The 21,234-nt window shown below is 34.2% G+C and carries 20 protein-coding genes and 3 pseudogenes; 10 read left to right on the top strand and 13 right to left on the bottom strand.

The window, feature by feature from the left end; translation table 11 throughout:
• Positions 1–63 precede the first annotated feature (63 nt).
• The 6 genes from pyrE to DEF52_RS06490 form a co-directional block, all read right to left on the bottom strand.
• Positions 64–660: an orotate phosphoribosyltransferase gene (gene pyrE / locus DEF52_RS02115; protein ID WP_151807729.1), complete on the bottom strand. Its 597-nt coding sequence runs from the start codon at positions 658–660 to the stop codon at positions 64–66.
• Between the two features lie 3 nt (positions 661–663).
• Entirely contained in the window at positions 664–1,848 is a 1,185-nt protein-coding gene (locus tag DEF52_RS02110; protein ID WP_151807728.1) for a dicarboxylate/amino acid:cation symporter, read from the bottom strand.
• Positions 1,849–2,046: 198 nt separating this feature from the next.
• Positions 2,047–3,372 carry a dihydroorotase gene (locus DEF52_RS02105; protein ID WP_151807727.1) on the bottom strand — a complete coding sequence of 442 codons (1,326 nt, stop codon included), beginning with the start codon at positions 3,370–3,372 and terminating at the stop codon, positions 2,047–2,049.
• A gap of 129 nt (positions 3,373–3,501) precedes the next feature.
• A complete protein-coding gene (locus tag DEF52_RS02100; RefSeq protein ID WP_151807726.1) occupies positions 3,502–4,452 on the bottom strand; it encodes an IS481 family transposase in 951 nt (316 codons plus the stop codon).
• A complete protein-coding gene (locus tag DEF52_RS02095) occupies positions 4,374–5,741 on the bottom strand; it encodes a hypothetical protein (protein WP_237357329.1) in 1,368 nt (455 codons plus the stop codon). The genes DEF52_RS02100 and DEF52_RS02095 overlap by 79 nt, the downstream gene beginning before the upstream one ends.
• Positions 5,742–5,974: 233 nt before the next feature.
• Positions 5,975–6,154, bottom strand: a complete 180-nt coding sequence (locus DEF52_RS06490; RefSeq protein WP_237357328.1) for a hypothetical protein — start codon at positions 6,152–6,154, stop codon at positions 5,975–5,977.
• On the opposite strand from DEF52_RS06490, the gene DEF52_RS02090 reads away from it, so the two are divergent.
• Both DEF52_RS02090 and secF read left to right on the top strand, forming a co-directional pair.
• Complete coding sequence (locus DEF52_RS02090; RefSeq protein WP_458695304.1) at positions 6,075–8,135, top strand: cytochrome c-type biogenesis CcmF C-terminal domain-containing protein; 2,061 nt, start codon at positions 6,075–6,077, stop codon at positions 8,133–8,135. The genes DEF52_RS06490 and DEF52_RS02090 overlap by 80 nt on opposite strands.
• Positions 8,136–8,185: 50 nt before the next feature.
• Positions 8,186–9,061, top strand: coding sequence for a protein translocase subunit SecF (gene secF / locus DEF52_RS02085; RefSeq protein WP_151807724.1), 876 nt, complete (start codon positions 8,186–8,188; stop codon positions 9,059–9,061).
• 6 nt (positions 9,062–9,067) lie between these two features.
• Here the strand turns inward: secF and DEF52_RS02080 are convergent, their stop codons facing one another.
• Positions 9,068–9,583, bottom strand: coding sequence for a TIGR02281 family clan AA aspartic protease (locus DEF52_RS02080; RefSeq protein ID WP_006279648.1), 516 nt, complete (start codon positions 9,581–9,583; stop codon positions 9,068–9,070).
• A 134-nt stretch (positions 9,584–9,717) separates the two neighbouring features.
• Here DEF52_RS02080 and yidC point away from each other — a divergent pair, with 134 nt between their 5' ends.
• Genes yidC through nusB form a run of 3 tightly spaced genes read left to right on the top strand, consistent with a single transcriptional unit; the run spans position 9,718 to position 12,315 of the window.
• Positions 9,718–11,427 carry a membrane protein insertase YidC gene (gene yidC, locus DEF52_RS02075; protein WP_151807723.1) on the top strand — a complete coding sequence of 570 codons (1,710 nt, stop codon included), beginning with the start codon at positions 9,718–9,720 and terminating at the stop codon, positions 11,425–11,427.
• A complete protein-coding gene (locus DEF52_RS02070; RefSeq protein WP_006279647.1) occupies positions 11,405–11,833 on the top strand; it encodes a 6,7-dimethyl-8-ribityllumazine synthase in 429 nt (142 codons plus the stop codon). Before yidC ends, DEF52_RS02070 begins: the two co-directional genes overlap by 23 nt.
• On the top strand, positions 11,833–12,315 hold the full coding sequence (gene nusB / locus DEF52_RS02065; protein ID WP_007549265.1) for a transcription antitermination factor NusB: 483 nt from the start codon (positions 11,833–11,835) through the stop codon (positions 12,313–12,315). Before DEF52_RS02070 ends, nusB begins: the two co-directional genes overlap by 1 nt.
• 56 nt (positions 12,316–12,371) lie before the next feature.
• Here the strand turns inward: nusB and DEF52_RS06060 are convergent, their stop codons facing one another.
• On the bottom strand, positions 12,372–12,512 hold the full coding sequence (locus DEF52_RS06060; protein WP_153296794.1) for a hypothetical protein: 141 nt from the start codon (positions 12,510–12,512) through the stop codon (positions 12,372–12,374).
• A 33-nt stretch (positions 12,513–12,545) separates the two neighbouring features.
• On the opposite strand from DEF52_RS06060, the pseudogene DEF52_RS06995 reads away from it, so the two are divergent.
• A pseudogene (locus DEF52_RS06995) lies at positions 12,546–13,494 on the top strand (IS5 family transposase).
• Positions 13,495–13,723: 229 nt separating this feature from the next.
• Here DEF52_RS06995 and DEF52_RS02050 read toward each other — a convergent pair.
• The 4 genes from DEF52_RS02050 to yihA all read right to left on the bottom strand — a co-directional run bounded on the left by DEF52_RS02050 (position 13,724) and on the right by yihA (position 16,805).
• Positions 13,724–14,341, bottom strand: a complete 618-nt coding sequence (locus DEF52_RS02050) for a hypothetical protein (protein ID WP_237357325.1) — start codon at positions 14,339–14,341, stop codon at positions 13,724–13,726.
• A gap of 78 nt (positions 14,342–14,419) precedes the next feature.
• Complete coding sequence (gene dut, locus DEF52_RS02045) at positions 14,420–14,881, bottom strand: dUTP diphosphatase (protein WP_006279458.1); 462 nt, start codon at positions 14,879–14,881, stop codon at positions 14,420–14,422.
• A gap of 414 nt (positions 14,882–15,295) precedes the next feature.
• Positions 15,296–16,207: an acetylglutamate kinase gene (gene argB / locus DEF52_RS02040; RefSeq protein WP_151807782.1), complete on the bottom strand. Its 912-nt coding sequence runs from the start codon at positions 16,205–16,207 to the stop codon at positions 15,296–15,298.
• Positions 16,208–16,211: 4 nt separating this feature from the next.
• Positions 16,212–16,805 (bottom strand): ribosome biogenesis GTP-binding protein YihA/YsxC, encoded by a 594-nt coding sequence (yihA, locus tag DEF52_RS02035; protein WP_151807719.1) that lies wholly within the window; start codon positions 16,803–16,805, stop codon positions 16,212–16,214.
• 98 nt (positions 16,806–16,903) lie between these two features.
• Here yihA and prfA point away from each other — a divergent pair, with 98 nt between their 5' ends.
• Positions 16,904–17,983 (top strand): peptide chain release factor 1, encoded by a 1,080-nt coding sequence (gene prfA, locus DEF52_RS02030; RefSeq protein ID WP_151807718.1) that lies wholly within the window; start codon positions 16,904–16,906, stop codon positions 17,981–17,983.
• 27 nt (positions 17,984–18,010) lie between these two features.
• Here prfA and DEF52_RS02025 read toward each other — a convergent pair whose 3' ends face one another.
• The gene (locus DEF52_RS02025) at positions 18,011–19,174 is read right to left on the bottom strand and encodes a multidrug effflux MFS transporter (RefSeq protein WP_151807717.1); all 1,164 of its coding nucleotides are present in this window, start codon (positions 19,172–19,174) and stop codon (positions 18,011–18,013) included.
• 16 nt (positions 19,175–19,190) lie between these two features.
• Here DEF52_RS02025 and DEF52_RS06990 point away from each other — a divergent pair.
• The 3 genes and pseudogenes from DEF52_RS06990 to DEF52_RS06985 all read left to right on the top strand — a co-directional run.
• Positions 19,191–19,333, top strand: a pseudogene (locus DEF52_RS06990) (N-acetyltransferase); the annotation flags it as partial.
• A 304-nt stretch (positions 19,334–19,637) separates the two neighbouring features.
• Entirely contained in the window at positions 19,638–20,567 is a 930-nt protein-coding gene (locus DEF52_RS02015; RefSeq protein ID WP_151807716.1) for an AEC family transporter, read from the top strand.
• A gap of 209 nt (positions 20,568–20,776) precedes the next feature.
• A pseudogene (locus DEF52_RS06985) lies at positions 20,777–21,188 on the top strand (transposase); the annotation flags it as partial.
• Positions 21,189–21,234 lie beyond the last annotated feature (46 nt).

Genomic DNA, 21,234 nt, shown 5'->3' with positions numbered 1-21,234 from the left:
ATACATAAAATACACTTAGAGTAAATAACTAAAGCTGTGCTGTGCTTCCAAGATATTATAGGATTACTTTGTTAAATATTCTCTACTCCCAGGTTTTTTTATGGGTAGTTGTTTTAATTCACTTGGAAGTTCTTCCTCGCTGTAGTTTTTGATGTTCAGTTCAATCAAAGATATGACAGGAAAAGGCAGTTTCGTTTCACTATTTCTCTTTATCAAAGAAGCTTCAGCAACAACTTTACCTCCTTCCCCTTCTGCACATTCCACTGCTTCAAGCGAAGATTTACCTGTGGTTATCACATCCTCAATAAGTAATATTTTTTCACCTTTTTTAATTTCAAATCCACGGCGTAATTCAAACTTGCCATTAACGCGCTCGCAAAACATTGTCTTTATTCCAAGCTGCCTGCCAATCTCATAACCCACAATTATTCCACCAATTGCAGGAGATAATATTAAATCTATGGAGCTATTTAATTCTTTTTTTATTTTATCTGCTAATAATGCGCAAACTTTCATGGCTCTGCTTGGATTTTCAAAAATCTTCGCACACTGTATGTATGTGTCACTATGCAGCCCGGATGATAAAACAAAATGCCCATGCAAAATTGCTTCTGCTTCTTTAAATTCTTTTATTATTAGGTTATTTTCGTCTAATATCATTTTTTAAGTTTCACTATTACATTCTTTATTAATTATCTGAGTGATACAAACATCAGACCACACATTTATTGCAGTTTCAAACATATCGATGATTGTATAAATAGGCAAAATCAGTCCCATAATATGCAGAGGAACATTCATCGACATGAGATAACTGGTTGCCATAAAATAGCACCCCATCGGCACTCCAGCGTTACCAATTGCAGCCCCTGTAGCTAAAAAAATCCATATCAACATTTCGCTTAAGGAAAATACGTATCCGTTCATTTCTGCAACAAACATTACAGTGATTAGTATAAATGCAGCACATGCATTCATATTAATTGTTGTGCATATTGGTAAAATAAAAGACGACAATTTCTTTGGCACCTTTAGCTTGTTCTGCACACATTCTATAGTTGTTGGCAATGTTGCACTGGATGATTTAGAAAAAAACGCAAGTGTGAGTGCTGGCATAACCCCTTTCAGCGTTTGAATTGGTGATATGCCTTTATACCACATAAATAGCGGTAAAATCAGAAATGCCTGCACAAAATTTGCAGACATTATGCAAACAAAATACCATAAAAGATTGTAGAACTCGCTACCACCTTTTAATTCATGCAAAAAACATGTGATAAAGGACCACACAGCAAGCGGAATGAATTTTAGTAACCCCTGAGCAATTTTAAGTAGCGTATCAAAAAGTGCAGAGAATATTTGATGTAATATATCCTGCTTTTCTTTTGAAAGTGAAATAATAGCTCCGCCCATCAAAAAAGCGATTAATATACTACCAATCATATTATTTTCAAGAAAAACTTGCACAAAATTCGAAGGAATGAGTGATTTTAAATATGAAAAATAACTGTGGTTATTGCTGTTAACACTCCCTATTGTATTACTTATGAAATTTTTTCTTGCTGGATCTATTAACAAATAAAACGATAATGCAACAAACGCAGCTATAATAGTTGTAAGCAGAGTATAAAATAGTGTTTTCTTAACTAAGACTTTGATTTCAATTGAGTCTTTGAGCCCAGAAATTGTGGAAACTATGGATAAAAAAACCAGAGGTAAGCTTATTAATTTGAGCAAGCTGATAAAGATATCACTAAATAGCTTTGCTATTTCAAATATGATTTCATTGTTTAGGTAGTAAGCAACTATTGCAAGCAGTATAGAAAAAAGTATTGCAAACTTGTGCATTGAAAATAAAACTTCAAAGTAACATTATACAATAATTTTGCTGTTTTGGAATCAGATTGATAGACAAAATAACTTTACAGATTAGGGAAAGATAAGAGGATGTGTTTATTCGGAGACAGTGTAAGATTTCTTAATTTAAATTTAGGTGCACTTAGCCCATTCTGGTGATAACAAATTGGAATAGATAAGATATGATAACTAACTCTTCTGCGAGTATATAGTTTTGCCGGACACAACAGTACGTACTACGTGTCCTTTTACTTTGCGACCATCGAAAGGAGAATTCTTTGATTTACTAGCAAAGTTGTCAGTTTTAATTTCCCATTCATGATTGAGGTCAACTAAAATTAAGTCTGCAGCAAGGTTTTTTTGTATACGACCACGTGGTATGTGTATTATATCTGCAGGCTTATATGTCAATTTTGCAAGCACATCAAGTAGACCCATTTGCCCACTGTGATAGAGTTCAAGTGAAAGGGGCAGCATTGTTTCAAGACCAACAATACCAAATGCAGCATTTTCAAGTGGTAGATCTTTAGAACTACGATCATGCGGAGCGTGATCAGTTGCAATGCAATCAATCACACCTGTCTTTAAACCTTCAACCATAGCTAAACGATCTTCTTCAGTGCGAAGCGGCGGATTCATTTTTGCAATTGCTCCATGTTGTTTTACTATATCTTCAGTCAAAGTGAAGTGATGAGGGGTTACTTCGCACGTAACATTTAATCCCAAATCTTTTGCACGTTTAATAGCATCAAGTGAATCTTTTGAAGAGACATGTAGAATATGGTAGTGCACATTTTCCATATCCTTCATTAGCAGTATATCACGATTTACCATAACCGATTCTGACGCACTCAAGATCCCCTTTACTCCCAATTCTTCAGAAATTTTACCTTCGTTGATTGCGCCACCAGCAGATAAATTTAAATCTTCTGCATGTTGAGCAATAGGAACATTCAGCATACTTGAATAAAGCAGCGCCTGTCTCATAATCATTGGGTTCATAACTGGCATGCCATCATCGGTGAACCCAACCGCACCTGCTTCCTTTAAAAGTGCCATTTCAGTCAGGTGTTCTTCCGAAGTGGTGATTTTAGCGTAAAATTCAACGTTTACATGTGAAGTTTCAAGTGCTCTATATTTCAAATATTTAGCCAAAATAACGCTATCAATTGCTGGAACAGTGTTTGGCTGACAAACTACAGTTGTAACTCCCCCCGCAGCTGCAGATTTGCTGCCTGTATATATAGTTTCTTTATGTTCCTGGCCTGGTTCACGAAAATGTACGTGAATGTCAATAAGGCCTGGCATTAGAACAAGCCCTTTACAGTCTATTGTTTCATCAACTCCACTTGTTGAAAATAATGATTTACCAAAGTCAACAATTTTATCCCCTTCAGTCAATAATGAACCTTTTATATCAAGTTTAGTTTCCGGGTCGATAATACGAGCATTAGTATACGCAATTTTATAGCCTTCCTTTTGCCCTGTTTGCAACAAATCCCAAGTTTGAGTCATTATATTTGAGTATCGATTATAAAATAAATTTAAAGTTTTTTTAATAAAACACAACCAAATTAAAACACAGACTAAGAGCTGTCTTGAATTAAAGTGCTTTCATTATCCTAAAGATTTGGTTCTTATAACCTAGTTGTATGGTCCCAGAGTGTGATGGTGTGGATTTAGTATAAATAATTCTGGAGACTGTGTCCACTGATAACATATAAATTCATAAGGAGTAAGACCCTTAAGAGTTTTGAGTCTCTTTGCATAATTATAAGCCATAACAAAGTTATAAAGGTGTTCTTTAAGTTGCTGGTGCGATTGATAGTAATACTTCTTAACTGTAGCATCCTTTAAAGTTTTATTCATACGCTCAACTTGCCCATTCGTCCAAGGATGGCTAACTTTTGTCAAACGATGTTCAATAACATTCTCTTCGCAAACTCTATCAAATATATGTTGGAAAGCATACTTATGACGCTTCTGGTTTGTAAATTGTATACCGTTATCTGTCAAAATAGTATGGATTTTATACGGTAAAATTCTAATCAAATTACGTAAGAACTCAGCAGCTATGGGTTTTGTAGCACTGTTACACAACTCAACATAGGTAAATTTGGATGTCCTATCAATAGCAACAAACAAATGTAATTTGCCCTCCTCAGTTCTAACTTCAGCAATATCAATATGAAAGTAACCGATAGGATATTGTTTGAATTTCTTTTTTGACTTAACTTCTCCATCAACAGCTGGTAATCTGCTAATGTTGTGTCTTTGTAAACAACGATGCAAGCTAGAGCGAGTCAAATGCGGAATTGTAGACTGCAGAGCGTAAAGGCAATCATCTAGTGGCAGTAGTGTATACTTGCGAAATGTAACTATTATAGCTTCCTCTTCTAGCGTTAAAACAGTTGATCTTGGATGCTTTGGACCCATATCAGCATCTTTCGTAAATGAACGTTTTCTCCACTTAATAATAGTTTTTGGATTAAGGTTATAATGCTTGGAGAGTTTTGCTATGCTCTCTTTTCTATTTTGTATTGCTCTACGAATCGTCTGTGTTGTTTTGGCGCACCCATGTAATATCTGTCCCATAATGACTCCTTAAATGATGATGATAGTATACCATCACTCTCTGGGACCATACACCTAGTTAGCTCAGTTTTAACGTTAATGTGTGAAGCTCTGAGTTCTGTTGAAGGATTTTCCAGCTGAATATCTAGCTCATTCTGTATGTTCGATAAACAAATTAAAGCTGAATTAAAAATTTCATCACACTGCTTTGCTTCATGTATATCATCAATTATTTCCTCGAATTCTTCCACATCATCCATTTCTTGCGGCGCACTTTTTAATATCGCTTTTATTTGGTTTAAGTTTTGACGAATTTTCTCCTGATATCCAACAATTCTCTCTTGATATATATCAATCATTTTTTGACATGCGTTGCCTCTAAATGGATGTTCTTTTTTCTCTTTTATGTAAGAATTTTGAAAGTCTTTACAGTTAAGGATTGCTTCTCTATGTTTTTTTATGTCATTAATTGCGCTGATTATCGACTTATCTATTTTCTTTAAATTTTCTTCCCGTTCTTCTCTTTTAATTATACTTTTGGATTCATTTTTTATCTGGTTCATTTTGTCATACAGGTTTCTGCATCCTTTGTAAGATGCCATTGGTTGTAACATTCCTTCTTTTACACCTTTATTGTAAAAATTCTTCAACTCATCACTTGATAGTATTGTTATAGCATCTTCCCTTTTACCTTGTGATTTAGGATACTTTTTATTCAATAAACTAACATGATTTAACAAGAAATCTCTAACTAGCCCTTCTTTTTTTACTTCGGATAATCTTTCTAGTGTTTCTATATATTTCAGAGTTTCCGCAAAGAGCTGTCCACCAGAGGGAGCAAATCCTTGAAGTGATTTACTCTGTGCTTTACAAAAATCGGTTTGTAAAAAATCTTCAGCTTGTTTTTTTATTACTGAAAGTTCATTAAAGGCTTTTTCTGGATTGATTTTTCTCAAAATACTAATAGCTTTTCTAATTGCTTTTTCTCTCTTTTTATTATCTTGCTTTTCATTTAATATGAGATGTTCAGTTTTGGTAAAAGCATTACCTTGATCACTCTTTGCAATGTTACAAACGATGTTTTTTACAACTTCTTCGGTTGCTGCATAATCTATTTCTTTTGCAAAGCAGTCAACAAATGATTGCCAAACTTTTTTATTAACAAGTTTACTTGTCTTATTTTCAAAATCTTCTATATCTTTGAATCCTAAAATAGTATAGAGATTTTTTTCGATTATTGGTTCGGCATGTTGTTTTGCCACTTTACCTTTTATATTGAATGGAAATTTACTAATCTTAGTTGTACCCACAATGTTACCTCAATATTAACGCTATCTATAAAAGTATAAAGATTTAATATTTAATTTTTAATTAATACTAGCACAGCTAACTATGGGAGCATTATGCTATAGCTGACCCAAGAAAGATTTCCCTACGTCATACCGCGATTCATTCGCGGTATAGATTCCGCTAACGAGTAGCGGAATGACGAATTTGTTGTTTTTCAAATTGTAGGTAAACCTAAGCCACTTTAGCTATAGCATCAATAGTAAGCGTCAATTAACACTTTAACTTCTAACTTGTCATCAGTAATATTGTTTATATAAAAACTATAATTTTTTATGCCTGAACTTGGGAATATATTGCTATTGCTAGCCTGCTTATTGTCTTTGACATATTTGTTTTTACCGCTTAGTTCTTGTCGGTTTATTACCACTGCCATATTTTTTTGTGTATCAACATCAATGGCTATTTTGATCTACTGCCACATTACAAATGATTTTTCACTTGAAAACGTATACTACCACTCACACACAACAAAACCTTTGATCTACAAGATTTGTGGTGTTTGGGGAAATAAAGAAGGATCTATGTTGCTTTGGACCTTAGTGCTCACCATGTATTTATTACTAATGGATATTTATATACCTTCTGTCATCCCAGTGCTTGACTACTTGGATCCAGACAATTTAATTGCAAATGAGTACATCAAATGGCAGTATAATAAAAACTGGATTCCAGTGTCAAGCACTGGAATGACACCAGAACGAACTAATGGTAGTAAATTAAAAAAAATATCTCTTATCACCCAAGGCTTGATTTGCTTTTGTTTTTTACTGTTCACTTTACTTGAATCCAGCCCCTTCACTAAAATGCCAGGCATTGAAACAGATGGACTGGGTTTTAATCCGATATTGCAAGATATAGGCCTTGCTATTCATCCACCGATATTATATTTGGGGTACCTTGGGTTTAGCGTTCCTTTTTCGCTCTCTATAGCTGGATTAATTGCAAAAGTTGAAGGAAATGTTTGGGCTAAAATTGTCAGGCCTTGGGTACTTATTTCTTGGTCGCTGCTCACTTTGGGCATCAGCTTGGGTAGCTGGTGGGCATATCGCGAACTTGGGTGGGGTGGATTTTGGTTTTGGGATCCAGTGGAAAACGTTTCTTTGATGCCGTGGCTAATTGCAGTAGCGCTGACACATTTGTTGCTCGTGGTACGGAATTTCAATGTTTTAAAGAACTTTGCTATTTTACTTACGCTTACAACTTTTATATTGAGTGTGACTGGAACATTTCTAGTCCGCTCAGGAATACTCACCTCAGTGCACACGTTTGCAGATGACCCAAGGTATGGACTGTATATATTAGCTCTACTTGGTGTAATTACAGTCAGTAGCTTAGTAATATTTGTAGTATTTACGAGAAAAAATCACACGTCTGCGATGTCATTCCAATGCTTGACACTGGAATCTGAAAAGAAACCTGCTACTCAAATGACAGAGGGTAGAAGATTCTTTTCACGCCTTACGATGATGCTGATGAACAATCTATTATTTATCACTGCCTTTTTCATTGTGTTCGTTGGCACTTTATACCCTACAGTGCTCGAATATTTAACCGGTGAATTAATTTCAGTTGGAGCACCATATTACAATTCTTTATTTAACCCTATTGCACTGGCTATTCTAGCCCTCACGATAATTGGGCAATACTGCAGTTGGCAGGGAAATAGTCTATTGCCAATATTCCGTGAATATAGATTTTCATTTTGTAGTGCTGCAGCTATTTTGCCGTTTATCTTTCACATGGAGCTAATAATTGTGCTATCAATTACTATCTCCATAGCATTATTAATCTTTGTTTTAGAAGCATACAGTAAAAGAATTCGTTTATTTAAGAGCGAATCAATTTTATTAGCAAGAAGAGTTTCTAAATCCTACTATGCAATGATGGCAGCTCATGCTGGAGTGGCAATTCTAGTGCTTGGTATAGCATATTCGGTTGGTTGGCAGGAGAAAAAAGAAAATTACTTAAAAATAGGGGATAGCATAACAGTCAATAAATTTAAAGTTACTTTACGAAATATTGAGCTAATAAAAGAAAAAAATTTCCATGCAGTGAGGGGTACAATGGATATCAGGAATTTGCTGAATAATAAGATATTAGGTGAGATAACCCCTGAATATAGATTTTACCTTGTGGAAGGTCAGAAAAATGTTGAAAGCAGTATCTACCACAATTTGCTTTCTGATATTTATGTTGTAATTGGAGAGATTGATAAGAGTAAGAGCAAAATTGCAGCTAAAGTGCACTATAAACCTGGAATGTCTATAATCTGGCTTGGATCCTTTCTTATTGCTTTTGGTTCGCTCCTTGCTGCTTTTCCTTTTAGTGGACGAACGAGACTAATCACAAAATAAACTAGTGAATTTTTTGAAAAGTATATAAAATTCAAGTTTAAGTAAATAGCATGGCACTTAGACTCATTCCAGATAACCTTAATATCAAGTTTAGTAAATATAGGGATTTGACTGCACTCGTTAGCATTATTCTTATCATCTTTTCAATGCTCATTGTTGTACTGCGTGGAGTGAACTTAGGCATAGACTTTGCAGGCGGAATTTTGATAGAGATAAAATCTTCAGATGAGAATCACTCTATTCTCGATGCATTAAAAGAAAATGGTTTTACAGTGCAGAGTTCAAAAGCGGGTGATAATTTAGTCATGCGTTTTAAAGATGAAGGAGATGAAGATAAAATCAAAAAGATAAAAAGCATACTAGAAGAAAAGCTGGGGAGCTCAATAAGTTATCGTAAAATAGACTATGTTGGCCCACAAATAAGCTCAACACAAATATTTGAAGGAATGTTATCCATGTTGATCGCGATTGTTGGAATATTTTTTTACGTTTGGTTTAGATTTAATTGGCAATGTGGATTCAGTGGAATAACAGCACTGATTCATGACGTGATTTTAACTGTTGGTTTTATTAGCCTAACTGGCATTGAGTTTAATATTTCATCAGTTGCAGCTCTTCTCACTGTCATTGGTTATTCAATCAATAACTCAGTAATTATATACGATCGGATTCGAGAGTATTGCAAGAGTGGTAAAAGTGGGCGGATGAGTGAGATAGTAGATGCAAGTGTCAACGCTACATTATTTCGCACTATATTAACCTCGGGTACAACCCTTCTTGCTGCTCTTCCTTTGGCATTAATCTGCACAGATGCAGTGAAAGACTTCAGCTTGATCATTTTTTTTGGTATTTTGATTGGCACTTGTTCTGCAATATTTATTTCTGCTCCTATATTGACCTACAGAGCTTTGATAAGTAGATTGTAGAAGTGTTTAGTCGCGGTATAATATCAACTTATTATCTCTTATAGTGAAATGAAAATACCTTAAAAAGCTCATTCCAAGTAGTGAATGAGACATAGAATGAGTGTTAACGCTTGCCTGTACATCATTAATCAAAAAATTTCCTATTTTAACTTGAGGTATTTGAACCACTCCAGCTTTTATTTGACCTTTCGCAGTTTCATATATTTTAAAATCCTGAACATTTTGTAAGTTAATACCAACATGTAATGCGTCTTTTTGTGATAGAACAATATCGGTTGCTCCAGTATCAAGCAAAAACGTTATATTGCGATCATTGACTTGAGCCTGAATATAAAAGTGTCCATCATATGACTTCGTAAATTCAATACTTCCACTATTCTGACCGCTATTTTGAATTCTTCCTTTATATGGTAAAAAAGTACTGAGAAATCTGTCGCTTAGTTTGTCCCTTTGTGAATCAATAAGCATTGCAGTAGTGGCTATTATTAGCAACCAAATAACTAGATTTTTCACCGCGTTCATATTGTTAAAATTTGAAGCTATTAAAATAAATTTTAAAGATCAGCGTTAAAAGTTATTATTAAAAATAAGTAAATTTCATTGTTTTAGTACAATATTTAGTATACACTTTAAGAAGATATGTTTGATTTAATTTCATGTCAGAAGCAAAAAGTTTAATTTTGGCAGCTATCCTTTCCATGTTAATCATGGTGTCTTGGCGTATTATTTATGATAATTTTTTTAGTACAAACCAAAATCAGCCATTGATTGAAAATATTGAACATATCGAATCTTTTAACGACCTTGCTCCTATAATACACCAAAATCGTTCTGAAATTATTAATTCTACTCGAGAACAGAGGGTTAGTTTAACCAATAACATGATTAAAGGATCAATTTCTCTGAAAGGTGCAAGGTTTGATGACTTAATTTTAACTAATTACCACTTAGAACCGAATTCTTCTTCTCCACAAGTGGTGTTACTGTCACCTGCAGAATCAAAAGATGTATATTTCGCAGAATTTGGGTGGCTCGATCCGAATAACAAGATTAAAGTTCCAGATTCTAAGGCAGTTTGGCAAGCAGAGAAACTCAATCAAAAAGAGGTCAATTTATCTTGGGACAATGAGAATGGCATTTTATTTAGAATGAAAATTAACCTCGACGATAATTACATGTTTAAAGTTGAGCAAGTTGTTGAAAATAATACAAAGGATAATGTAGTTTTGGTTCCTTATGGTAAAATTAACCGTAAACGTGACAATATCAACGAATCTTATTGGATATCCCATGAAGGAGTACTGGGTGCATTTGATAATAAACTAGAGGAGTGGACATATAAGGATATTTCCAAAAAACATTTAATAAAAGCAAGCACGAGTGAAAAAAATTGGTTTGGTTTTGCTGATAAATACTGGCTCACAGCCATCATACCTGAAAAATCTGATAAAATAAATGTAAGCATTAAACACACAAACGTTAATAATACTGATAAATTCCAAGTAGATTTTGTCAAACCTTACAAGAGCATACTTCCTGGTGCAAGCGTTTCTAATGTGAATTATTTTTTTGCTGGAGCAAAAAAGTTGAATTTACTGGATTCTTATAAGGACACTCTCAATATACCCCTGTTTGATAAAGCTGTAGATTTTGGTGTTCTTTACTTTATAACTAAACCAGTGTTTTTACTGCTTGAATATTTTAACTTCGTTTTAAAAAATTTTGGCTTAGCAATATTATTGCTGACTTTAGTAATCAAACTTTTGATGCTTCCCTTATCTACTAGATCATATATTTCGATGTTTAAGGTAAAAAGCCTGCAGCCTGAAGTAACTCGTATAAAAGAACTATATAAAAATGATAGTTTAAAGCAGCATAAAGAAATAATTGTATTATACAAGAAAAATAATGTAAATCCAATGTCAAGCATTCTTCCTATGCTAATACAAATACCGGTATTTTTTGCTTTATATAAAGTATTATTTGTTACTATAGAGATGAGGCATGCTCCTTTTTTTTTATGGATTAAGGATCTTTCAGCTCCTGACCCAACGAACATCTTTACATTATTTGGGTTGTTTAATTATAACTTTCCTATTTCTATAGGCATTTTACCTATAATTTTCGGTGCCACCATGATAATTCAGCAGAAGCTAAGTGAGAAAGATCAAACCAGTAAAGATGATATTCAAGTAAATGTTATGAAGTTTTTACCTTACATTTCTGTCTTTATTTTTTCTTCTTTTCCTGCCGGCCTGGTAATATATTGGATATTTAGTAATATTATAACTCTAATTCAACAGTCATTAATAAAGTTGTTTTTAACAAAAAAAGTGGTAGTAAATGTCGAGAATACTAATAGTTAATTCGATTTATTATACTGAAATAGCGAACCTTTTGCTTGAAGGTGCAATTGATAAATTAAAAGGCAGTAATGCCAGTTACGATGTAGTTGAGGTTCCTGGTACATTTGAGATACCAGCTACAATTCTTTTTGCAGTCAAGAGTGGGCATACTAATTATGATGGTTATTTAGCTCTTGGGTGCGTAATTCGCGGTGAAACCGATCATTATCAATATGTTTGTAAAGGAGTAATTGAAGGCTTAAATGAGGTTGTTATGCATTATGCAATACCCCTTGGTATGGGTGTAATTACCGCTGACAGCAAAGATAAAGCACTAGTTAGAGCTGATAAAAACAAAAAGAACGTTGGTGGCCATGCAGCCTCAACTGTTTTGCGTATGATAGATTTACACAATAAATTAAAATAATGGAGGAAAAACCAGTAGATAAAAAGTGGCGCATAAAAAGAAGCACGGCAAGATTTCTTGCTGTACAAATTGCTTATTCAAATATTTTCGTAGGTTACAACAAAAGCACTTTTAAACTGGAAAATTGTGAGCTTAAGGACTACATAAATAAGTTGAAAGATATATTTGAATGTGAAGAATTTGAACATCAGTTCTTAGAAAACTTGTTATATAAGGTTATAAAAAGCAGTGAAGAATATGATAAAATAATAGAGTCTTATTTACACCCAAGTTGGTCCCTTTCACGGTTAAATCTTATAAGCTTATCTATTTTGCGTGTTGCAATATGTGAGTTAGCTAATTGTGATACGCCAGTTCCAGTTGTCATTAATGAATATACTAACATTGCATCTGATTTACTTGATAAACCAAGCGAAATTGGTTTTATTAATGGGTTATTGGATAAGGCAAAAGATGCAGTTAAATTAAATAAAAATCCTTAGCAATTATAGCCAGCAAGCACAAGGTGTCATCCGAGTAGCTGCTGTATGAACATTGTCTACCAGATCCCAGTGCTTGACACTGGAATCCAGCTTTTAATCGAAAATGTTGTATAGTACACAATCAAATTTTCTGGATCCCAGTGGGCTTTATTGCATCGCTCAAGTGAAAAGAACTGGCAGTTACTGACAAAATTCATTATAAATAACCATTTAACTGTTGAAGAAAAAATATGCCACAAAAAATGAGAGTCAGTAACTGCCATGAATATAACAAATTTCTCCAAGAAAGAGGAAGCATTTTTTGTTATATCAATGACGCCATAGAAAATTGGTACGAGAATTGTCCAAAAATGCAGGGCGGCAACTATATTTATAGTGATAAAGTTGTGATTTTGGTGCATATAATCGTCAGTTTCTTTAGAATTGGTTTAAGACAAACAGTCGGGTTTATAAAAGGGTATTTGCAACAAATAGGAAGAGATTTGGCAGTTATCAGCTATTCACAAGCATCAAGAAGGTTTAAGAAACTTAATATTAAGATAAATGATTGCAGAATTGATAAAAATAATATGGAAGATATCGAAATTGCTATAGACAGTACAGGAATTAGTATATACAACAACACACAGCAAGGAAAATAGCACTGACAGAAAATATCGTGGCTATGAGCAAACGAGAAAATTGCACGTAATGTTGAATATAAACAACAAAAAAGCCATAGCTGTAAAATACAGTAACGGTGTCTACTCTGATCACTATGGAGCTTGTGATTTGCTAAAAGAAGTTGATTTTCAGCATGCCATAAAAGCACTATATGCAGATAGAGCATGTGATAGGCACAAGTTTTATAAGTTGTGTAACGAATATGATATAAAGACAAAAATTCCACCAATAAACAATGCGGCAGAACATCCAGAAATAGATTATATGTCTGACAGGAATGCTGCTATTAGGTTAATAAAATTATACGGTGAAGATGGCATGAAAGAATGGAAAAAAGAAGTAAATTATGGGAAAAGATCTTATATTGAAGGGTTTTTCTCAAGATTAAAGCAAATATTCGGATTTAGTTTTAGGAATAAATCTGAGATAAATCGAGAAAAAGAACTGCTAATCAAATGCTATTTGCTTAATAAATTCACTGATATTGGTATGGCTAAATTTGAGATAGTTACATGAATTTACCATAAATCACCATCTCATAAAGTGTGATGCAACAAAGCCATCCCAGTGTCAGCTACTTGGATGACAAGAAAGGGAACACTGGAATTTTTGTTTCAGCATTAGCCATGCATCTAAACAGATACGTTGCCTTGAGAATCGCAACATCCATGCAGTTATGCGCGTAACACTGAAAATCAAAAAAACAAAGAGGCAGACTTAATCTACCTCTTTTATACTTAGCTGTCTAGTCTGGTACTTTTCCTTTAGCAGCTTGTTCAACAATAGGTGAGCCTAAATAAGTGTTAACCTCTTTAGCACCATCTTTGTCTAAACCTAATGTTTTACTCCACTTTGTTTCATTTACTGCCTCGAACTTACCTTCATCGTTTTTCTCTTTTAGTGAATCTATCTTGAAGAGTAAAGTATTGCCTAGCGTCTTGGTAAGCTGATCAATATCAACAATAATACGGTAGTTCTTGCCTTCTAAGCTGAAGTCTATATAATGTTTATCCTTTTCTACCTTACCTTCTTCATCTTTAACTTGGTTATTTCTTACAATTTCCCTAAATGCGTCTTCTGTTACTAGCAACCCATCCTTAATAACCTTCAGAGCTTTCAACTCAGATATTTCGTTATTTTTGCTGATAGCATATATTGCTAAATAAGTCAGCGCAGCAGCAACAAATGCTAAAACGCCCATTCCAAGTGGTGTAGCTGCAAAAGCTGCTAGCTTGCAAGTTGAAGGCCTCCAAAGCGGTGTTGAAAGTATTGCTAATCCACCTATAACGTATATAGCAGTAAATGCAACAAATACAGTGTTTGCTTTGTGGAGCTGGCCACAATGATTTTTGAAAGTTAGCATAAACGACTTCATTTAATAAAATATTAATATGCTTAAATTGTGTATAAAAAAATTGTCATAGTCAAGCTTTTCCGTAAGTTACCTGCCACTTGAGCCAAAGCCCCCTGCATTGCGACCGGTTTCTTCTGCGCAGAATTCTTCTCTGTCATCCCAAATTACCTGAGATACAGGAGAGATAAGGATTTGTGCGATTCTATCTCCTCTTTTTATTTCGTATGGCTGATTACTTAGATTAATTAGACAAATTTTAACTTCACCTCGATAATCAGAGTCTATAGTGCCCGGAGAATTTAAGACAGTGATTCCATGTTTTGCAGCAAGACCAGAACGTGGGCGGATTTGCCCCTCAAAACCGTTTGGTATTGCAATCACAATTCCAGTTGGAACAAGTAATCTTTCAAGTGGATTTAAAACAGCAGAATCATTCAATGCAGCATAAAGATCCATGCCAGCACTCTGCGTAGTTGCATAACATGGAAGAGACAAGTCTTCTCCGTGTGATAATCTTTTTATTTCTACTTTAATTTTACTTCTTTGCACTCCAATTTACCATCTATGAAGACTCAATTATAGCATGTAAATTGTATCTGCAAAAGTGATAAATGTAAATGCTGTCATTCCAGCGCGTGACGCTAGGCCATAAAATTCCTTGACAAGTTCAGTGCTCCTTTTTTTGTCATCCCAGTGCCTCTATGATGTCATTCCAGTCTGGAATCTAGTCCTTATTATGCAGCCACTTGGTTGAAATTAAGTCTTCTGGATCCCAGTGTCTGGGCACTGGGATGACATCATAAGGGCGCTGGGATGACACCCTGACAACCGTCATCCCGCTACTTGTTAGCGGGATCTAGAGATACCGCGAATGAATCGCGGTATGACGTAGATTGCTGTCATTCCAGTGTCAGCTACTTGAATGACACCCTCTTGGTATTCGTGTAGTTGCAAGCAGTATAGCTATAAATCACTCACAATCGATATGCTTGAATTACTCTCAGTAAATAAATCAAGCATAATGTTAGATATTCTACCATCAACTATGTGAACAACTCCAGCACATTCCTCCGCCATTTTAACGTATGCCATAAGCCTTTCAATAAATTTTTCCCCTTTAATTTTCCCACAATCAATCGATGCATTTAAATTTTTAACAGATATCTTCCTGCCACCAATTTTATCTATTTCTTCATCTGTGTCACTCAAGATTATCATTTTAGATGCAGAAACTGCGATTGCGATTGCGCTTGCAGTGCTATCGGCATCAATATGATATGTTTCCCCATCTTTTCCATGACCAATTGGTGCAATAACTGGTATAAAATCTGATTCTTCAATAAAAAATAATATATCAGGATTGATTTCAGTGGGTCTACCGATGAACCCCATGTCTAATATCTTTTCGATATTATTTGATCTATCTTCTCTAAGCGTAGCGGTTATTTTTTCGGCTTTAATTAAGTTACCATCTTTTCCACATAATCCAATAGCTGAACCACCAGCAGAATTTATATGCTGAACAATTTTTTTATTAACTGAGCCACACAGTGCCATTTCAATGATTTTCATAGTGTCTCTGTCTGTAAGTCTGATACCATTCACAAATTTACTGTCCATACCCAGCACTTTTAACACCGAGTTAATTTCATATTCTCCGTCATGAATTATTACCGGATTTATACCAAGCTGCTTCAACAAGACAACATTATGCACAAAAGTGTTAAATAGTGTTTCATCTAAGATTATTGTACCACCGCATTTAATGACAAAAGTCTCGCCTACAAAGCTAGGTATATTAGATAGCACTTCAAATAATATTTCTGCTTTTTGTTCAAATGATACCTCACCCTTTAAGAATTCACTACTCTTCATTTTTTTATCTTGTAAACTTGAAAAACTCATCTCTTACCTTGGTTATTTTATGCTTAACACGGATGCTCATTTGATGAATTGACACATTCTCATTATTAATCCATCTTTGAATATCTTCTATAACAGCACCTAAGCTTTTTTGACTTACTTTATCTATTTTTGTTAGCACAACGTTAAAGTTAATGTTATTATATATTAACCAATAAATGAAGTCTTTGTCTATTTCTTTTAATCCTACCTTGCTATCTATCAACACAAACACTCTTCTTAGATTTCTTCTTTGAATTAGATAATACTCAATTAAGTTTAAATATTGTATAATTTCCTCCTTACCTGCATGAGAATAACCATACCCTGGTAGGTCAACAAGCCTGAACTTATCATTGTACATAGAGTAAAAATTTATTTGTCTAGTGCATCCAGGTTTAGAGGAAACTCTGGCAGCTTTTTTGCTGTTTATCAGTAAGTTAATCAGACTGGATTTTCCTACATTTGATCTACCAGCAAACGCAATCTCTGGAGCCGACTCATTTGGTAATGATTTTATGTCCGAAGCTCCAAATATGAAATTGCAGTTTGATGTTATCTGTTTTGCCATTATATTCAACTAGAAGGTAGTAGGTATATTATAGTGTTATTGCTTGATATAAGAAATTTTTTATTTCAGTATATATTACTTAGCTAGATCTGTGCTATATGGATATGGAAAATAATTTACAAGACTTAAAGAAAAAATTTAATGATATAGAGAGGAATTTGGAAAATCCTACCAATTTAAGTCAAAAAGAATTCATTACCCTTTCAAAGGAATACTCTGAGCTCAGGCCAATAATCAAGATAATTTATGAATATAACACGCTGAAAGAGGAAATTTCAGACTTAGAAGAAATAATGAAAGATGAAAACAGCGAAGGTGATATAAAAGAGTTAGCAAAAGAAGAATTTTTCGAAAAGCACAAGGTATTATTACCAAAAATAAAAGCAAAATTAAAGTTAGCATTATTGCCCAAAGATGAAGATGACTCAAGAAATGCAATATTAGAAATTAGAGCAGGTACAGGCGGAGAAGAAGCAGCATTATTTGCAGCAATGTTATTTCGTATGTATCAAAAATATGCAGAAAGAAGAAATTGGAAGTTCGAGCCAATAAGCATTTCTAATACAGGTATAGGTGGCTATAAGGAAGCTTCTGCACTCATTAATGGAACAGAAGTTTTTGCAAGGTTGAAATTTGAATCAGGGGTGCACAGAGTACAGAGAGTGCCAGAAACTGAATCCTCAGGAAGGTTGCATACCTCTGCCGCTACTGTTGCGATATTACCTGAAGTAGAAGAAGTTGACTTTAAAATAGAAGAAAAAGACTTACGAATAGATGTTTATAGATCCAGTGGTCCTGGAGGGCAATCAGTGAATACAACTGACAGCGCAGTAAGGGTCACCCACTTGCCAACAGGGATAGTTGTGATACAGCAAGATGAAAAATCGCAGCATAAAAATAAAGCTAAAGCGCTCAAAGTATTGAGGGCAAGGCTATACGAAATTGAAAGACAAAAAAAAGAAATGGAAAGGTCAACAATGAGGAAAAGTCAGATTGGCTCTGGGGATCGTTCCGAGCGCATAAGAACATATAATTTTCCACAATCAAGAATAACAGACCACAGAATTAATCTAACTTCACATCGGCTAGAGCAGATCATAAAAGAAGGTGAACTAGATGAATTTATTGAGGCACTAATCTCACGTAATGAAGCAGAAAGATTGGCCGGGGAAAGTTAGCAGCCTACAATGGAATATCTTTATTAATTACATAGGATCTTTTAAACGCAATAGATAGACAGTAAAAACAAGTTCTAGTACTATCGCGGATAAAACAAGAACAGCTACACTAATTGTTTGACCATTGTAAATGTAGCTTGTTAAGCCGATAAAAATAGCCATGATAAAAGCTCTAATGAACGAGACTGCAGAAGAAGCTGTGCCTTTAATTTCAGGGAAAACATTTATTGATGCATTAAAAATCACTGGCTGGAAAATTGCACAACCGATAGAAAAAATAATCATAGACAGTGTTACTAAGTAGAAAGAGTGGGGTACAATTATACTGAATATTACAAGCAATAGAGACCCAATAGCACCCACGCTCGTACCAGAAATTACACACTTTATTGCTCCAAGTTTCTGCAAGATTTTGCCAGCAAATAGACTGATGAGTGAGAAGCACCCAACTATTGCACCTTGATGTAGTGCATAAATAGTGCTAGATAAACCAAAAGTCTTCATATACAGAAAAGGTCCACAAGTAATGAATGACATATAAGCGGCAGAAAAGAGGCTTGACATCAAAGACAACGTAACAAACCTCGGATTAGATAGTAGTTTTCTGTAATCTTTCATCATTTTTTTCAAACTGAAAGTATCACGGTCCTTTTTTGTTTCTGGTAACGCTAAAAGCAGCAAAACCCAAGAGATCAAACAAATTACCGCAACACTTGCATAATTGCCACGCCATCCTACAATTTCATTGATGAAACTGCCTAACACTGGCGCAATTGCCATGACAACTGTTAGAACAGAATTCATGATTCCAATAAATTTCACCGCTTCGTCACCTTTATAGCTGTCTGCAACGATTGCAAACACAACTACAGATGTGCTGACACCAATGCCCTGAACAAAGCGAGAGATTAAAAGCCAAAAAATCGACGGTGCAAAAACACAACCAACAGCGCCGATTAATAACAAAGTGTTACCTATGATCATAATTCTCCTTCTGCCGTAGCATTCAGACAATGGACCGAAAAACAACCCTCCTATGCAAAAGCCTAAAAAATTATAAGCAATAGTTAATTGAATTGTTCCTTCTGATACGTTAAAATAGTGCACCATATCAGGAAAACTAGGTACGGAAATGTCAATTTCAATGAACTTGGCAATTAGAGACAGGATTAATAGAAAGGGTAGTAACATTTGAGATTTTCAATTAATGAATAAAAATATCACATTTAAAGCGTTGAAAGAAGAACATTTTTTACTGTTATTAAAATGGTTAGAAACACCTCACGTAAAGAGGTGGTGGATAAATTGGACACCAGAGTTAATTGAGAAAAATATGACAACTATGTTAAAGCTCTTACTCTCTGTCCTAACTTTACTTATTTCCTCTTACTTTTTCAACAGTCCGTCTAAATTACTACAAGCAGTTTAATTTTTAGTAAATATGTCATTATTTAAAAATATGCAAGAAGCTTTATAGAAACTTAACATAATTTTATCATAAAAATGTCATTCTTAAGTCCTATGTAAAAACAAATTTTGGCACTAATTTAATTAACTATGAGCTGGATAAATTGGAAAATAAATTTTGTTTACTTTTACAATACCTTAAGATCTAATATCACTTTATCAGTCAAAAGTATCACAATAGGCTAGTATGTTCCTTACTCTTTTCCTAAAAATATTACCTATTTATATTACAATGTTTATTGGTTATTTAGCAGGAAAATGTCTTAAAATTGATAGAAACACTCTATCTCAAATACTCTTTTATATAGCTAATCCAATAGTGATTTTATATGGAGTCTCTCATACAGAAGTTAATTTAAAAGTAATTTCTCTGCCGATTTTGATATGGTTTATAGGTAGCACTATGTCCTTATCAGTGTATTATCTTTCTTCTTTTTTATTTAAGGATAACACGAGAAACATATTAGCATTTAGTTCGGGCAGCACAAGTATGGGTTATTTTGGCCTGCCGATTGCCATGGCTTTATTTGATGAAGATTCAGTATCTGTATATGTTGTTTGTTATATAGGAATGGCGCTATTTGAAAACAGCTTAGGATTTTACATAGCTGCAAATGGTATTTATACCGCAAAAGAATGCATATTAAAGTTGTTCAAACTTCCTTCGCTTTATGCGATGGTTCTGGGCTTCTTTTTAAGTATATACGATATACAAATACCTACTTTTTTAACAGATGTTATGATGAATATTAGAAGTACATTTGTCACATTAGGAATGGTGCTACTTGGAGTGAGCATTGCGAATATTGCAAGCTTTAAAATAGATTGGAAGCTTGCTTTGATCACTATTACAGCAAAGTACGTATTCTGGCCACTGTTTGTTTTAGGAATTGTCCTTTTAGACAAGCATGTTATAGGTATATACGATGAGAGCATATATAAAGCACTGATGTTGATGGCTATTATTCCAGTTTCTGGGTCCAGTATAATACTTGCTAATATTTTGAATTATCAACCAGATAAAGCTACTCTGTTGCTTCTAATCAGTACTGCAGTGGGACTGTTTTATGTTCCACTAATAATATCATTATTTTTTACTAAACTTGTTCCTTTTTGATCAAAAAATTAAGCGCTTGCACAACCATTATTTGGGTAACAACACAAGACATTGATAAAACTTGAATTTATAGCTAAAGCAACTTCTACAATTTGGTAACCCGTCATCCCGCTACTAGTTAGCGCCGCGGCGGTAAATTGACCTTACCCAGAAAAAGTAGAGAGAAAGTTAAGACGTTTTTGGAGTAAAATAAAACGTTTTTTCAAAATATGACAAATAGAAGAGAATATACAGCAGAATTCAAATTAGAAGCTGTTAAGCTGGTTAAAGAAACAGGTCAAGCAAGTACAAAAATAGCAAAAGATCTAGGTATAGATGGCAGTATGTTAAGTAAGAAAATATGATGGAAAAATGTCTGGAGCATACGCATTTCCAGGCAAAGGCTCCTTATAACAAAGAAAGATTTGATCTAAAAAAAGAACTAACAAGAGAAAGAGACATCTTAAAAAAAGCCCTGGGCAAAGAAAAAGAGTAAAGTATTCTTTTATATAGAAATTGCTATAAAACACAGGAACTATGTAGAGTTTTGTACTGGTGGTATTGGTTGCTAAGGAAAAAAGCAGTAAAGAATTAGCAAAAGAAGGGCTTCTAGCAGATATTCAAAAAATACATCAAGCTTCTATAGCATTTCTCCTAATAGTCCGAATAGGGTAAGATATGTGGGTAA

It is taken from the genome of Wolbachia endosymbiont of Nasonia oneida (assembly GCF_009012935.1).
Classification (GTDB): domain Bacteria; phylum Pseudomonadota; class Alphaproteobacteria; order Rickettsiales; family Anaplasmataceae; genus Wolbachia; species Wolbachia pipientis.
Note: the sequence above shows the minus strand (reverse complement) of the source record. Positions and strands in the feature narration are given on the sequence as shown.

Bases quoted from the DNA above. Each gene is read 5' to 3' on its own strand.
- DEF52_RS02105 (WP_151807727.1), bottom strand. From the start codon at position 3,372: ATGACTCAAACTTGGGATTTGTTGCAAACAGGGCAAAAGGAAGGCTAT.
- pyrE (WP_151807729.1), bottom strand. From the start codon at position 660: ATGATATTAGACGAAAATAACCTAATAATAAAAGAATTTAAAGAAGCA.
- DEF52_RS02100 (WP_151807726.1), bottom strand. From the start codon at position 4,452: ATGGGACAGATATTACATGGGTGCGCCAAAACAACACAGACGATTCGT.
- DEF52_RS06060 (WP_153296794.1), bottom strand. From the start codon at position 12,512: ATGAATTTTGTCAGTAACTGCCAGTTCTTTTCACTTGAGCGATGCAAT.
- prfA (WP_151807718.1), top strand. From the start codon at position 16,904: ATGGATATGGAAAATAATTTACAAGACTTAAAGAAAAAATTTAATGAT.
- DEF52_RS02050 (WP_237357325.1), bottom strand. From the start codon at position 14,341: ATGCTAACTTTCAAAAATCATTGTGGCCAGCTCCACAAAGCAAACACT.
- DEF52_RS02110 (WP_151807728.1), bottom strand. From the start codon at position 1,848: ATGCACAAGTTTGCAATACTTTTTTCTATACTGCTTGCAATAGTTGCT.
- DEF52_RS02025 (WP_151807717.1), bottom strand. From the start codon at position 19,174: ATGTTACTACCCTTTCTATTAATCCTGTCTCTAATTGCCAAGTTCATT.
- DEF52_RS06490 (WP_237357328.1), bottom strand. From the start codon at position 6,154: ATGGCAGTGGTAATAAACCGACAAGAACTAAGCGGTAAAAACAAATAT.
- DEF52_RS02080 (WP_006279648.1), bottom strand. From the start codon at position 9,583: ATGAACGCGGTGAAAAATCTAGTTATTTGGTTGCTAATAATAGCCACT.
- DEF52_RS02015 (WP_151807716.1), top strand. From the start codon at position 19,638: ATGTTCCTTACTCTTTTCCTAAAAATATTACCTATTTATATTACAATG.
- argB (WP_151807782.1), bottom strand. From the start codon at position 16,207: ATGAAGAGTAGTGAATTCTTAAAGGGTGAGGTATCATTTGAACAAAAA.
- nusB (WP_007549265.1), top strand. From the start codon at position 11,833: ATGGAGGAAAAACCAGTAGATAAAAAGTGGCGCATAAAAAGAAGCACG.
- DEF52_RS02070 (WP_006279647.1), top strand. From the start codon at position 11,405: ATGTCGAGAATACTAATAGTTAATTCGATTTATTATACTGAAATAGCG.
- yihA (WP_151807719.1), bottom strand. From the start codon at position 16,805: ATGGCAAAACAGATAACATCAAACTGCAATTTCATATTTGGAGCTTCG.
- yidC (WP_151807723.1), top strand. From the start codon at position 9,718: ATGTCAGAAGCAAAAAGTTTAATTTTGGCAGCTATCCTTTCCATGTTA.
- secF (WP_151807724.1), top strand. From the start codon at position 8,186: ATGGCACTTAGACTCATTCCAGATAACCTTAATATCAAGTTTAGTAAA.